The sequence below is a fragment of the Mariniflexile fucanivorans genome (assembly GCF_004341235.1).
Taxonomy (GTDB): domain Bacteria; phylum Bacteroidota; class Bacteroidia; order Flavobacteriales; family Flavobacteriaceae; genus Mariniflexile; species Mariniflexile fucanivorans.
Window position 1 is genome coordinate 218,404 of sequence record NZ_SLUP01000002.1, and the last position, 14,496, is coordinate 232,899.

The 14,496-nt window shown below is 31.4% G+C and carries 10 protein-coding genes; 6 read left to right on the forward strand and 4 right to left on the reverse strand.

Translation table 11 applies throughout. From position 1 onward, the window contains the following. Positions 1-133: 133 nt before the first annotated feature. Both tamL and EV196_RS04435 read right to left on the reverse strand, forming a co-directional pair. Complete coding sequence (gene tamL, locus EV196_RS04430) at positions 134-2,422, reverse strand: translocation and assembly module lipoprotein TamL (protein ID WP_132215345.1); 2,289 nt, start codon at positions 2,420-2,422, stop codon at positions 134-136. Beyond that, positions 2,412-7,391 carry a translocation/assembly module TamB domain-containing protein gene (locus tag EV196_RS04435; protein WP_132215347.1) on the reverse strand — a complete coding sequence of 1,660 codons (4,980 nt, stop codon included), beginning with the start codon at positions 7,389-7,391 and terminating at the stop codon, positions 2,412-2,414. The genes tamL and EV196_RS04435 overlap by 11 nt, the downstream gene beginning before the upstream one ends. A 292-nt stretch (positions 7,392-7,683) precedes the next feature. On the opposite strand from EV196_RS04435, the gene EV196_RS04440 reads away from it, so the two are divergent. The 4 genes from EV196_RS04440 (at position 7,684) to EV196_RS20190 (ending at position 9,533) form a co-directional block, all read left to right on the forward strand. Continuing rightward, complete coding sequence (locus EV196_RS04440; protein WP_132215349.1) at positions 7,684-7,953, forward strand: heavy-metal-associated domain-containing protein; 270 nt, start codon at positions 7,684-7,686, stop codon at positions 7,951-7,953. 10 nt (positions 7,954-7,963) lie between these two features. Further along, positions 7,964-8,950 carry a Tll0287-like domain-containing protein gene (locus EV196_RS04445; RefSeq protein ID WP_132215351.1) on the forward strand — a complete coding sequence of 329 codons (987 nt, stop codon included), beginning with the start codon at positions 7,964-7,966 and terminating at the stop codon, positions 8,948-8,950. A 13-nt stretch (positions 8,951-8,963) separates the two neighbouring features. Continuing rightward, a complete protein-coding gene (gene trxA / locus EV196_RS04450) occupies positions 8,964-9,257 on the forward strand; it encodes a thioredoxin (protein ID WP_132215353.1) in 294 nt (97 codons plus the stop codon). A gap of 153 nt (positions 9,258-9,410) precedes the next feature. Continuing rightward, a complete protein-coding gene (locus EV196_RS20190; protein ID WP_262711323.1) occupies positions 9,411-9,533 on the forward strand; it encodes a hypothetical protein in 123 nt (40 codons plus the stop codon). Between the two features lie 71 nt (positions 9,534-9,604). Here EV196_RS20190 and EV196_RS04455 read toward each other — a convergent pair whose 3' ends face one another. Continuing rightward, positions 9,605-11,707, reverse strand: coding sequence for a TonB-dependent receptor domain-containing protein (locus tag EV196_RS04455; RefSeq protein WP_132215355.1), 2,103 nt, complete (start codon positions 11,705-11,707; stop codon positions 9,605-9,607). A gap of 61 nt (positions 11,708-11,768) precedes the next feature. After that, positions 11,769-12,149 carry a hypothetical protein gene (locus EV196_RS04460; RefSeq protein WP_132215357.1) on the reverse strand — a complete coding sequence of 127 codons (381 nt, stop codon included), beginning with the start codon at positions 12,147-12,149 and terminating at the stop codon, positions 11,769-11,771. A gap of 197 nt (positions 12,150-12,346) precedes the next feature. Between EV196_RS04460 and EV196_RS04465 the strand changes: the two genes are divergently transcribed. Together EV196_RS04465 and EV196_RS04470 are read left to right on the forward strand one after the other, a co-directional pair. Then, on the forward strand, positions 12,347-13,018 hold the full coding sequence (locus EV196_RS04465) for a peroxiredoxin (RefSeq protein ID WP_132215359.1): 672 nt from the start codon (positions 12,347-12,349) through the stop codon (positions 13,016-13,018). A gap of 75 nt (positions 13,019-13,093) precedes the next feature. Then, positions 13,094-14,440 carry an MBL fold metallo-hydrolase gene (locus EV196_RS04470; RefSeq protein ID WP_132215361.1) on the forward strand — a complete coding sequence of 449 codons (1,347 nt, stop codon included), beginning with the start codon at positions 13,094-13,096 and terminating at the stop codon, positions 14,438-14,440. The last annotated feature ends 56 nt before the right edge of the window (positions 14,441-14,496 follow it).

The window sequence follows — 14,496 nt, forward strand, 5'->3', positions numbered from 1 at the left end:
GTTACATGCTTTTGAAGATTAAGAATTACAAGATTTTTACCATTTATTATAGAATATCAATGAAATAGATGGGAATTGATTGTATTGGAATTAATTAAAATTTACACTTAAAACAATCCTTAATAAAATCATATTAAAAAGGATAACCAATAGCTAAATTGAATATTAAATTTTCTTTTCTCCAGCCACTATTTCCAAAGCTAATATCATCAATAACCCATCGATTTCCTTCTTGCAAATATGGTTTTCTTAAAGGGAATGCAAAATCTGTTCTCAATACCAAGAAACTAAAATCGAATCGAAGCCCTACACCTGCTCCAACGGCTAATTCATTTAAAAATTGACCCGAAAATTTTGCTCCGGGTTTTTCAGCACTTTCATTTAGCAACCAAATATTACCCGCATCAACAAATAGCGCTCCTTTAACAAATTTGTAAAGCGTGGTTCTTAATTCTGTATTTAATTCCAATTTTAAATCGCCCGATTGGTCTGGTAAAAACGAATTGGTTACTTCATTGCCATTAAAAGTTCCTGGACCAATAGAACGCGCCCTAAAAGCTCTAATACTACTGGTTCCTCCAATGAAGAACTGTTTAATGAAAGGCAACTCTTCAGAATTTCCATATGGAATTCCTGCTCCTACTATAATTCTACTGGCCAGCGTAGTTTGCTTGTTAAAATTATAATAATGGCGAAAATCCATTTCTAATTTTGAATATTGGCTAAACGGAACGCCCAATATACTTTTGGGGTTATCGCTATCGTTAGCACCCAATATTAAGCCTACCGAGTTTCCTGACAAATCGACTTCACCTTTAAAATAAATATTATTTTTTTTATTCTTCAACATCGTATTGGTGTAGGTGTAAGAATAGGTAGTACCTAAAATAAATTGTTTATCGATTACTTTTTGTAGCGAAGGATTTTCAGCAATTTGTGATTTATATAAATCTGAAACATTGTTGGAAGATGTATATGCGATGTTCACCACATTAAGATTGTGTTCTTTACGCTCATTTTCCTTCCATAAATAGCCAAACGACCCGTTGAATGTTTTTAAGGAATATAATTTGGTACGTAATTGATATTCGTAACTTAAAGATGCTTTGGTATTAGGTACGTAGGCGCTACCTGAACTCATGGTAAAAGGTGAAATAAATCGAGGCCAAATTAAGTTAGCTTCACCACCAAATCGATACACGTTAAACCCATTGTTTTGTCCTGAAACTTGTGCTTCTAAACCTGCAAATGCCGATATTTTTAATAGTTCAGCACCTTTGAACGTATTGCGATTGCTCCAATTAACATTCAATTCCGTACCTGAATAATTGGCTGAATTTGTTTTAGCCAAGGCTTCTACTTGTATGGATTTTTTTTGCAAAGGAGTTAAATAATAATACGCATCCAAATTATTTTCTAATGAATCATTTTCTTTAAATTCATTTTTTACAAATTTAAATGTGCCTAAAGTTATTAATCTATTTAATGATAAATTATGCGTAGTTCTGTTGTACAAATCTCCCTTATTGAATAACAGCGTTTTATCAAATATGAAGGGTTTAAACACCGTTTTGTTGTCTATTATAGTAAGATCTTCATATTTAGTGGTTTCCATTTTTCTTGTAGAAATGGTGTCCCTTTTCAAATTGAAGCTTGGGTAAACAAATATGTTATTGATTCTATATTGATTTTTGGCTTTTTCAGGAATATCATTTTTTATTTTAACCAATAAATCTACTTCATGATTGGCAACCGTACTATCAACTTGAACTAAAAGATAATCTTCATTAAAATAATAAAAACCACGTTCTTTAAGTTTGGTATCTATGCGTGTTCGTTCGCTTTTTATAACGTCTAAATCATAGGGTTTTCCTATTTTTAATAGACTGTTTTCTTTTAAAGTATCAATTTCATTCGCAAGAAGTATAGAATCTTTAGGAAAAACAACCGATTTAATTTTATACTGATTATGTAAATTCACTTCATAATTAGCTTTTGCTTTTTTTCCTGTTCTTGTGGAATCCGCACTTGATTCTGCATTAAAAAAGCCTTTGTTTTCAACATAATTTTGAATTACTTTTTTATTGTATTCCAAATCCACTTTACTCATTAAAACAGGCGCTTTTCCTAGTTTGTATTTTACCCAATGTTTAAAACCTTTATCTTTATTTACGGTATCGAATATGTTATAAAAAAAGAGGCTTGGGCGCATGCCTAAAAAAGATTTGTTTGGTTCTGGACGAATTAATTCATTCAATGCAGACTCTATCGCTTTTCTTGTTTTTTTAGGTTCTTTGCCCTTTTCAATCTTTAAGGTATGACCAACATACAATAAATTGCCTTCGGGAATTTTACGTGTTCCACTACAGCCTAACAGGAAGGCTACTGAAAATAATAGAGCTATATAATTATTAATTTTCATTCTTGTTCTTGTTTTTTCTGTTGCCTTTTCGCTTTGAGTGAAACAATTCCCTAAACTTATCATAGTTCATGGTGATTATAAACGCGACCCCCGTTTCAATAACTTGACCTTGTAAAGCCACCTGGTAATTGTTTTTTCTGTAAGCTCTTATTTTGTATCTACCATCTTTTGTAAGCAAATAATCGGCTGTTACATCGCCTGCTATATTGGTAGCTTGTTCATTTTCCTGACCTTCACCCTCCAACCCAAAACTACTGCCTACGGTTACTTTTAATCGGTCGTCCAATAATTGTTTTGAAAGGCCCACATTCAAATCGGTTCGTTCTTCTCTTTCACCAGATGAATAGTCTTCTGTAGCTTCCAAATCAAAATCTAATTCAAAGCCTTTTATTAAATCTCCAGCCAAATTATTAAGCTGCTGCGATAAAATTTTGCTCACACTTTGTTTTGCTAAAAATGCACCACTGGTACCGCCCGCTTCACTTTCAAAAGGATTTTCGCCTATAAAACGGTTCAATAACAAAAGAGCAAATACTTGTTTATTAAGCGCATCTTCATCTGTTCTAATCTGTTCTAACTTGGTTTGTGTTGTATTGATTATTTCGGTTGATACATCATTGTTTCCATCTGGTAAAACAATATCAAAAGTAATTTCGGGCTGCAATAACTCACCTTTCATTATTAAATTTGTTTCAAAAGGGATTTTTTGTTTGTATGTATTTCTAGTTTCAGGAGTTATACCAACTAACTGGTCGTCCACTAAATCTAATGGCGAAGCTTCTACATTATAAACGGCCGTTATATTGATGTTTGCGGTTGTAGGTTCTCCCGTCCACAGAATATAACTTTCGGGTTCTATTTCAAATTTTCTTTTTATCAAGTTGAAATTCATTTCATAAGCACCACCAGTAAATTCATATTTTCCGGTTAGGGTTGTTTTTCCCGATGGATCGATGCCTCCTGTTAGTTCTGCTTCACCTTTAAGTTTTAAATAATCGCCATTAACTTCATCTATAATTATAGAAATTTCCGCTTCTTTGTCCACTTCAATATTTACTGATGCATCGATGCCTTTTACTTCTGTTTGGGTAATTTGTTTTGTTGGATCTTCATAGGTAATCAATACCGGTTGGTCTTGGTCTATAAATTCCACAATGCCTTCCCTATCTGCAATGGATGGATCGCTTTGTGGCAATACGATGGTAAATTTAGTATCGGCATTAATTTTAATTGTTCCATCTATAATAGGGCTTTCTAAAGTTCCTTTTATACCCAAATTATTATCTAAATAGAGTTCACCATAAAACAAATCGTTGTCTTTTGCTTCTGAATTTACGGCCCTAAAATTATCGGCAATTACATTTAAATTGAATCCTAAATTGGTGTAATCTTTACTATCAATAGAACCACTTATTTTTAAAGGATTTCCATTTTCATCCTGTAATTTAAAATCATCAAAAACAATTTTATCAGAATTAAAAACAATCTCATCATTAATCAAATTAAATTTTGAATTTAATGGCACTACCAGAAACCCCACATCATTAAACTTAATATTACCATTTACATTGGGGTTGGCGGCTTTTCCGGTGATATCTAATTTTCCTTTTAAAAAACCTTCACTTTCTTTTAAATTTTCTAAAGTGAACGGTTGAAGGGATGTCATTTGAAGTTTTTGAATATCGACATTAAAATCTAAATTTTCAGACGTTACATTGTAGTTTCCTTCCAAATTTAATTGATTATCTAAACCCGTTAACGTTACATTGGCACTATACAAATTGGCGGTTTTATTATCTACTTTCACATTTAAATTTCCTACCGTATCGTTTTTCATTTTGAGATTTTCGATATCTAAATCGGCAACAAATAATAAATTAGAGGTTACATCATTTAACGTAGCTTCTCCATTAATGGTTCCTCCTATTTCAAAATTTGATTTGGCAATACTTGTTAAAGATTCCAGCTTAAAATTTTCAAAATTTGCTAAAATGGGTGCATTTAACGTGTTATTTTCAGATTGAACTGAAAATGATTGTTGACCGTTTTCAATTTTGAAATTGGAAACCATGATTCTTTTCTTCTCTAACTTTATAAAATTAGCATCATCAATTTTCCAATCTTCGTAATTTAAAAGTAATTTTTCAGGATTAAAACTGATGACGGATGCGCCTAAACTATCTTTATAAACACCTGAAATAATATATTTATCCTTGTTTTGTACATCTTTTATATTTAGGGTGTAATCTACCGTTTTATCTTCTAAAGTGCCTGTTAATGATGTTTTTTGAATTTCAAATGCAGATACTTTTATTTTATCTAAAGACAAATCATAAAGTAATGCATCCGTTTTTGTATTTACTTTTAAAACCCCATTTGAAACTTCATTGTTTGCATAATTTAACCTTGGAATAACGGCATTGATTACAATAGAATCATTCACGGAATTGTAACTTCCATTCAATGTGATTTCAGATAATTCTATAATTTCAGGAATTATTTTTTTGGTAATAACATTGTCTTTAATAATGAATTCAAAATCTAAATTCTGATTTTCTTCATTTTTAACATATGCTTTGTCCAGTTGATAATATTTTGAAATGGAATTCGTCAATTGATCGGCTATGGTTGATAATTTGTAATTTCCAGTAATCAAACCATTTGCAAATTGCGATTTTAAAATAATAGAATCTTTTTCTATATTGGATTTAGCGATAACACTTATGGTATCCAACGGAAATTGTTCTTTTTCTAAAGCAATTAAAAAATTATTGGCACGTAGAGTTCCATTTAGATTATCAGGATTTAAATCTTCAAAATTGGCGGTAATATTCCCTTTCATTTTTAAAGGGCCTGCATGAAGATTGAGTTTATTTAAATCGACTAATTCCATATTCAGCTTTAAATCTACTGTCGGTTTTTCTGGATTGGAAGACCCATTGGCATCTAAATCAAAATTTAAATTTGGGTCTTTAGAACTTGCTTTAACTACATAAACACCTTTATCAATACTTCCGTTAAGGAGTATATTCTTATAATCATAATTATTGAATTTTGCTGTAACAATTTCAGAATTTAGTTTCGCAGTCATGGTGGAAGGATCAAGACTTCTACCATTTACAGTAGCGTTAACGGTTACTTTTCCAAATTGATCGTTTTTAATGAATTTACCCAAATCGAAATTTTCCACGCTAGCATCGGCGATGTATTTTTCATTATTTTTTCGTGATTGGTCAAAAGTGGCTTCCACAAGAGCATTACCCATTGAACTTTTCAAATTCAAACGCGTTTGAAAATCATTTAGGCTACCTTTAAAATTTCCTTCTACATTTAGGTTTTCAGGTAACTTAATGGTGTTTGGAATGGTATTTTTAGGCGTAAATGAATAAATATCTTTTGAAGAAGTTTCAAAATTAAGAATATTAAGATTAAAAATTGCTTTTTCAATGTTGGGCAAACCGCTAATGGTTCCGTTTATATTAACATTTGTGCTACCAATACCATTTGCAGTAAACGTATTTATATTTAAATCATCAATTTTACCTTTTATAATAGCATTAAAGTTAACTATAGCATTGGGATTGTTCTTAAAAATATCATTGGAATTCAACTGAGGCACCAATAACAAAACATCTTTAAATCCCAATTTACTATCTATTAAATTCGCATCGACAACTAGGTTTTCTGGATTTTCACTTAAAGATTCAATAGAAGGATAAAAAATTAAAATATTGTTTTGCAAGGTAGTCTGTGGCGTTTGCAAATACAATTTTTTAAGCGAAGCGCTTTGGGAAGCATAGTTAAACTCTGTGGTTAATGCTTCCAAACTAAAACCACTTTTTTCTTTAAAAGATAGGGTTTCAATTTCTCCACTGTATGCCGTATTGTTTATGGCAATTGATTTTCCTTGAAAATTTAAATCGTTCAATTTTAAATGATTGAAATCAATACCTTGAACCGTTTTTACGGCATTATTGTTATCGAAAGCAAAATTTAAGTTGGTCAGGGAAATGTCCGCAACATCTATTTTCCATGAAGAACTTGATGTGTTTTCAGCAGTTTTCTCTTTGCTTTCCGTACTCTTATTGGATGCGGTTAAGGTAATTTCACCGTTAGTTTCAATCAATTCTATAGTTTTTAAAGCAATAATCTGCTTTTCTAAATCAATGATTTCAACTTCGGTTTTTAATTTCTTAAATTGAATTTTAGTATCAAGATTTGTAATGGCATCTTTATACTTTATATCAATATTCTCTAAGTTAATATCCTTTAAACCTAGCTTTAATATGTTTGTATTTGATTCATTTTCAATTTTTTCAGTGGCTTTTTTAGAAGCTTCCACTATATCTTGATCTAAAACCAATCTTAATCCTTTTAAATTGATTTCAGGAACATCAAATGTTAAGTTTTCTAAATCAAATGTCTTAATGTCCGTATCAAAATGATAAATAAATAAATTGATATTATTTTTTGCAACGGCATCTTGGTAGGTGAATTTTATTTGGTCCAGATTTATGTTTTTAACAGAAATCTCCATGGGTTCAGTATCTGTTTTCGGTTCATTGGTTTCAAATGCTTTGATAATGTAATCGAAGTTAAATACAGAATCGTTGTTTACTTTAATATTAGCTGTAATATTTTCTAAATCGATGGAATTAATTTCTACCGTATTGTTCAATAATTTGAGCAAATCAATATCAATTTTCAATGTTTCTCCAGCCAACAGAGTGTCTTTAGATTGGTCTTCGAAGTAAAAATCGTGTAGAATAACTTTTTTAGGCAGGCCAATTTCGATAGAACCCACTTCTACTTTTGTTTTTATTTTTTCTTGCAAATAAACCACAGCCTTGTCCTTTACAAAATTCTGAACAAAGGGAATTTGTAATGCAAGTACAATCAATAAAAAAACCGCTACAAATATGAGCAAGATTTTTAAAACGATTTTCGCAACTTTTTTAAGTATAACCATGAAAATTTAGAAACGCTTGTATGTAATAACTGATTTATTTAGTATCACTTTAATGTATTAAAAATACTTTTGTGAAGATATTGCTTTAAAGAATAAGGCTTATTATATAATTATAAAGATTTCTTTCAAGATTTTAACCCTTTTACGTCTTCAAATTAATCAGAGATACACATATCCCATAAGTTATATTTCAGATTTTAAATTAAATATGAACAATGTAACCAATGTTACTCAACATATTATTTACAGATAGTATTTTTGAAAATATTAAAAAACCAAATTAAAAAATATCATGATTGCATCAATATTAGTACAAAACCTAAAATGTGGTGGTTGTGCACATACCATATCAACCAAACTTGCAACTATTGAAAATATTACTAACTTGCATGTAGATGTTGATGAAAGCAAGGTAACTTTCAATTATTTGAATGAAGAAGACACTATTAAGGTGAAAGATAAATTAAAAAGTTTAGGGTATCCGTCCATAGAAGATTCGAATTCTTTAACATCAAAAGCTAAATCTTTTGTAAGTTGTGCTACGGGCAAACTATCAAAATAAAATAATAAGTATGATAAAAAACATCATAACAATAGTGTTTATCTCTTTGGTTTTTAGCTGCAATAATTCTAAAAAAGGAAATTACATTTCCAAAGATAAAGAAGAGAATACACCATTACATCCAGGTAAAAAGTTAATGGAAACCAATTGTTATGTTTGTCATAATCCTGCTGCTAGTGAAGAAGATAGAATTGCGCCGGCAATGGTAGCCGTTAAAAACCATTATATTGACAGCAACACTTCAAAAGAAGAATTTATCGCTAAAATGCAAGCTTGGATTAAAAACCCGAATAAAGACGATGCAAAAATGGTTGGTTCTGTAGATCGTTTTGGTGTGATGCCAAAAACACCATATCCTGAAAAAACCATAGAACAAATTGCAGATTACATGTTTGATAATGATATTGAAGGTTCAAAAGATTTTGAAAAACATTTTAATGAGGAAATAGGCACAGGCAATGCACAAGGCAAAGAAATGGGACAAGAAAAATCCCAAACTAATTTTCAAAATTTACCTTATGCTGAACGTGGTTTGAAATATGCATTGACCACTAAAGCCGTATTAGGTAAAAATTTAATGGGAACCATTCAAAAAAAAGGCACTTTGGAAGCTTTATCATTTTGTAATGTAGAGGCATACCCGTTGACGGATAGTATGGCTGTTGTGCATAACGCAACCATTAAGCGGGCAACGGATAAACCTAGAAACCCACAAAACCAAGCAAATACTGAAGAATTAAAATATATTAAAACATTCAAAGAAGTAGTTGGAAACAACGAAGAACCTAAACCAATTGTAAAAGAGTTGGATGATAAAGTTCAGGTCTTCTACCCTATTACCACAAATACCATGTGCCTACAATGCCATGGAAAACCAAATGAAACTATTGAAAAATCAACATTAACAAAAATTAAAAATTTATACCATACCGATAAAGCTATTGGGTATGATGTAAATGAAGTAAGAGGTATTTGGAGTATTACTTTTGATAAATAAAAACATGTCAGGTATGAGCAAATTTTCAGAATTAATAAATCAAGATAAACCAGTTTTGGTCGATTTCTTTGCAGAATGGTGCGGACCATGTAAAATGTTAGCGCCCATTTTAAAACAAGTAAAAGATAGCTTAGGCGATCGTGTATCTATTGTAAAAATAGATGTGGATAAAAACCAAGCCTTAGCTGCAAAATACAAAGTAAGAGGTGTACCAACCATGATGCTATTTAAAGATGGAAAACAGGTATGGAAACAATCGGGTGTATTACAAAAAGATGAAATTATTAACATAATAACCACTTACTAAAAAGGTTTTATAAAAGCATCGAACTATATTCGGTTTACTGACAAATGTCATATTTCATAAGAATTAAGTTTGTAATTTTATACTCAGAAAAAAAACAGAAAAAGTATGATTAAATCTTTAATAGCATTATATAGTTGGTCTAACGGAGTTGTCATGATTGCAATCTTCGCTTTAGTTTGTATTACCTTAGTTGGTATACTCATTAATTTTATGATGAAAGGAAAAGATAAAGATGTTTCTAACAATCTGAATGAAGACGAAAACACAGAACACTGATTAAAATTAATTTATAGCAAAAAAAGGGGTAGTTTATAATAAACTACCCTTTTTTTATTGTGGAAAAACAACTAAAATTTATATTGTAAAAAGGCGGAAAAATTTCTACCTGGTTCTGTAATTGGAGTGTTTCCCAAATCTGCTTGATTTGTAAACGAAAAGTTTAAATGGTTGACATAAGCTTCATCTAATGCATTTATAACAGCAACACCCAGCGTAACATTTTTAATTGGTTTTAAGCCCAACCTAAAATCCAATGTTTGATAACCATCAGTTTCTGTTTCGCCAAAACTTTTAGAAATATTTTCTTGTTTTGATACTACATTGTACTGAATATTTCCCCAAAATTTATCCTTTTCAATTCCAAAAAATAATCGGGTTGTTAACGGTGGTGTTAGTGGCAATGATTCTGCCAAATCTTTGTTTTTGGAGTACACATAAGAGAGTTCAGATTTTAGAAAATAATCATCTAAAAAATCTAATTGAACCATCGCTTCAAAACCGGTTTTATAGGCTTCATCAAGATTTCTAAACACTTTTGGGTTTATTGGCTGAACCGTAGGGCTGAACTTTCGGTTTAAAGTTTCATCTACAATACCCACAATATAGTTTTCGAAAAACGAATAGTAAAAAGACGTTTCATATTTAAAACTATTAAAACCATTTTTTAATGGTTCGTTTCCTTTAAATCCAATTTCAAATTGATTATTAACTTCTGCTTTTAAATCTGGATTCCCAATATATTCATATGGATCTTGACCTACGGAAAAGTGATTGATGAAACGTTCTATCATATTTGCAGACCGAACACCTCGACCATAAGCAGCTTCTAAAGTAAACCTATTTGAAACTACTTTTTTTACGGAAACCGTTCCACTAATATTATGTTCTGTACGTTTTTCAAGATCGTACATGGCTGCAAAGTCTTCTTCAGGATCCTGTATATCGGCAGTAACATTATCATAACGCATGCCTGCGGTAAGAACCGTTTTAGAATTTAAACTGTATTTAGCTTCTGTAAAAACACCAAAATCGTTGATGTAGGAATCCTGCCAAACCTTATCATTAAAGGTTCTGGGTGTTGGCAAAGTAGTACCGTTCATTATTTTCACCAATCTTGTTCTACCACCATCTCTTGCAACATGCATGGCATCTAAACCTGAAAACACATTCAATTTTTCAATGGGATGCCAATTAAGTTCAATTTTACCACCAGCCGTGGTAGCATCGACAGCAGATGAAGATTCCGTCATCATAAAAGAAGGTCGGTTATTATTGGTCATTAAATGATCAACATAACTGTAATAAACCTTTGCGGTTAATGCTTTTGCAATTTCACCCATGTTGTCCAATGTATAGTCCAAGGAAATAATACTGCTATTGTCGTACTCTGTATCCATAGGTAGTGCCGCATGTAACACGTCACGTCCAAAAGATTGTCTCCAATGTGCTTGCAAGCGTTGATCGTCAGAAAAATTATAGCCCATTTTTAAGCCATAATCGGTACTTCTAAAAGACGATGGAATTTCAACTCCATCACCATCTTCATAATTTCCAAAATCCCGGTAACCTGCATTGGCAACAATATCATATTTATTCTGTATATATTGAAGTTGCACTAAATTTACTAAGGAGTTTCCATTGCTTTCATAACCACCTGAAACTTTTCCGTGTAAACCAAGTTCTTCATAATCTGTTTTTTGGGTTACCAAATTTACAATACCTCCAAAAGTAGCTCCGTACCTCACGGTATAAGGGCCTTTTATAATTTCAATTTTAGCAATTTCTTCAGGAATTATATGGGTGGTAATGGGGTCCATTCTATTCGGGCATGCATGCATTGCTTTGGTGCCACCATCATACTGAATGTTTAATTGTTCGTATTGTGCTGCTCTAAAGGAAGGATCGATGGCATAATTCCCTCTTTTAATTACCGAAAACCCATTGATGTTATTGAATAAATCGGCCACATTTTTAGGCTGTACAACCTTTTCATCATAATTATTGGCAACAACGGTTAGTACCGGATCTGTTTTTAAATTTCCGGTAACAATCACTTCATTAAGTTTTGTTATTTTTTGTTTAATAGTATCTTTTTCAGTCGGTTTTAGTTCTTGACCATAAGATACAGCTGTAATAAGCGTGCATAAAAGCACACTGTATAATGTTTTCATCAGTTTCAATATTATATTAATTTAAATAATTTAGGCAGTGCTTACTACCAATTAAAAAAACTTATGAAACTCGTGGCGGACGAAAACAACCTTCTATATCACTAAAAGAATATAGGTTGAAATAATATGAGAAATGCTGTTTTTTGCACTCTATTTTATTGGTAAATACAAATTCTGAAATGGGGCTTGGGTATAATAAAAGTTCCTTAAAATCAATAATACTTTCTGGTGTTTTCTGCTCTTTACTTTGCGATTCTGCAACTTTTTTTAAATGGCATTTACCATTACATTGAAGTTCGGGTTTGTCTTTATTTTCACAAAGATTTTCAATAAATCCCATTTTATCCAATTCATAATAAGCATATGTAAAAGATACCCTAGTGCTATTGAATAAAATCAATACCATTAAGATAAAAGTTATTATGTATGTGCCTGTTTTCAATTATAGCAAATTTAAAACAGTCTGTTGGTTATTAAACTGATATTTATCATTGACTTTGAGGTAGTATAATACTACTTTGATTCATTAAATAATTTATAAAGTTATTACTAAAACTAGATTCTTTAAGTAACATTAGTAGCATAGATAAATACTATGAAGTTATATATTTGCAATAAATAAATTAAATACTTATAATTATGAATACAACAGATTTAACAGAAAAAACAGAAAACAATAATGCCATGCCAAGAATTGGTGATTTTGCACCAGATTTTGAAGCTGTGACTACAAAAGGTAAAATTAAATTTTCAGATTTCGCAAAAGATAAATGGGTGGTTATGTTCTCGCATCCAGCCGATTTCACCCCTGTTTGCACCACAGAAATGAGTGGATTTGCAACTAGAAAAAGTGAATTCGACGCCTTAAATACCGAACTTTTAGGATTGAGTATCGATAGTATTCACGCACACTTAGGATGGGTACAAAATGTAAGAGAAAATACTGGAGTTTATTTTGATTTCCCCATTATTGCAGATATCGATATGAAAGTATCTAAACTTTACGGAATGCTTCAGCCTAATGAAAGTGAAACAGCTGCAGTTAGAGCCGTTTTCTTTATCGATCCTAAGAAAAAAATTCGTTTGGTCATGTATTATCCTTTAAATGTAGGTAGAAATATGAACGAAATTCTAAGAGCATTGGAAGCCTTACAAACTTCAGATAAATATAAAGTAGCCATGCCTTTAGATTGGAAAAAAGGAGATAAAGTTATTGTTGGACCACCTAAAACTTTAGATGAACTAAACGACAGACTTAACGATGATTCTTTAGAAAAAGTTGATTGGTATTTGGCTAAGAAAAATATCTAAAATTATCTTAAAAATTCGGTCTTTATTTTATAGATAAGACCGAATTTTTTATATTAAGACATTAAAAAAAGGAATATGAACATTATACAAATTAAAGACAGTCCATTGGCACATTATTCGTATGTAATAATTAGTGAAGACCAAATGGCTATTGTCGATCCTGCAAGAAATACAGAACCATACTATAAGTTGGCAGAAAAGCATCATGCAAAAATTACGGCTATTTTTGAAACCCACCCACATGCCGATTTTGTAAGCAGCCATTTACAATTACATAAAGAAACCGGGGCAACCATATATGTTAGTAAATTGGTTGGTGCAAGTTATCCGCACAAAACTTTTGATGATGGCGATGTGGTTACGTTGGCAAATATTACATTTAAAGCTATAAACACCCCAGGACACTCACCAGATAGCATTACCGTAATGGCAGAAGACCATGATAATAATCAGGCTATGTTTTCTGGAGACACCTTATTTATTGGGGATGTTGGGCGACCCGATTTAAGGGAAAAGGCTGGTAATATGAAGGCTAAAAGAGAGGAATTAGCAAAAAGCATGTACCATACAATACAAAATAAGTTTAATCATTTACCAGACAGTACCATGGTTTATCCAGCGCACGGAGCAGGTTCCTTATGCGGGAAAAGTATGAGCGACGATGCTTCAAGTACTCTAGGTAGAGAAAGAAATGAAAACTGGGCGTTTAAAAATTTAACTGAAGACCAGTTTGTAGATCACATTTTAAAAGATCAACCTTTTATTCCTTCATATTTTGGTTTTAATGTAGATATAAATAAAGAAGGTGCCGATAATTTTGAATTGAGCATTGCAAAAACAACATTTCAGTTTCAAATCAATCAGTTTGACGCTAATAATGCTTTGATAATAGATACTAGGAGTCATGAAGATTTTAAAAATAATCATTTAAAAAATAGCATTAATATTAAAGCAGAAACCGAAGATGATAAATTTGAAACCTGGTTAGGTTCCATTGTTAAACCAGAAGAAGCGTTTTATGTGGTGCTAAATTCTATAAAAGATCGTGATACCATATTAAACAGAATTGCTAAAATAGGCTACGAAAAGCAGTTAAAAGGTTTGATGACTTTGGGGAAAACCACTTTTGAAAATTCAGAAACATTTAATTTAAATGAGTTTAAAAAGCACCCAGAAGCCTATACAATAATTGATGTAAGAAACAAAAGTGAAGTTGAAGAAGGTAAAATTTTCGAAAAAGCTATCTCTATACCACTAAATCAATTAAGAGATTCTGAAGTACAAATTCCAACAAACAAACCTATTGTAGTGCATTGTGCGGGAGGTTATCGTAGTGCTGCTGGTAGCAGTATTCTTGATAAAAAATTAAAAGGTGCAACAGTTTACGATTTAAGTGATGATGTGAAACAGTTTCAAGATTAAATTAAAATCAATACCATCATAATTAAAACAAACCCGAAAGAACAATGCTTCGGGTT

Excerpts from the sequence above, each read along its gene's own strand:
- tamL (WP_132215345.1), bottom strand. The coding sequence starts at position 2,422 with ATGAAAATTAATAATTATATAGCTCTATTATTTTCAGTAGCCTTCCTG.
- EV196_RS04435 (WP_132215347.1), bottom strand. The coding sequence starts at position 7,391 with ATGGTTATACTTAAAAAAGTTGCGAAAATCGTTTTAAAAATCTTGCTC.
- EV196_RS04440 (WP_132215349.1), top strand. The coding sequence starts at position 7,684 with ATGATTGCATCAATATTAGTACAAAACCTAAAATGTGGTGGTTGTGCA.
- EV196_RS04445 (WP_132215351.1), top strand. The coding sequence starts at position 7,964 with ATGATAAAAAACATCATAACAATAGTGTTTATCTCTTTGGTTTTTAGC.
- trxA (WP_132215353.1), top strand. The coding sequence starts at position 8,964 with ATGAGCAAATTTTCAGAATTAATAAATCAAGATAAACCAGTTTTGGTC.
- EV196_RS20190 (WP_262711323.1), top strand. The coding sequence starts at position 9,411 with ATGATTGCAATCTTCGCTTTAGTTTGTATTACCTTAGTTGGTATACTC.
- EV196_RS04455 (WP_132215355.1), bottom strand. The coding sequence starts at position 11,707 with ATGAAAACATTATACAGTGTGCTTTTATGCACGCTTATTACAGCTGTA.
- EV196_RS04465 (WP_132215359.1), top strand. The coding sequence starts at position 12,347 with ATGAATACAACAGATTTAACAGAAAAAACAGAAAACAATAATGCCATG.
- EV196_RS04470 (WP_132215361.1), top strand. The coding sequence starts at position 13,094 with ATGAACATTATACAAATTAAAGACAGTCCATTGGCACATTATTCGTAT.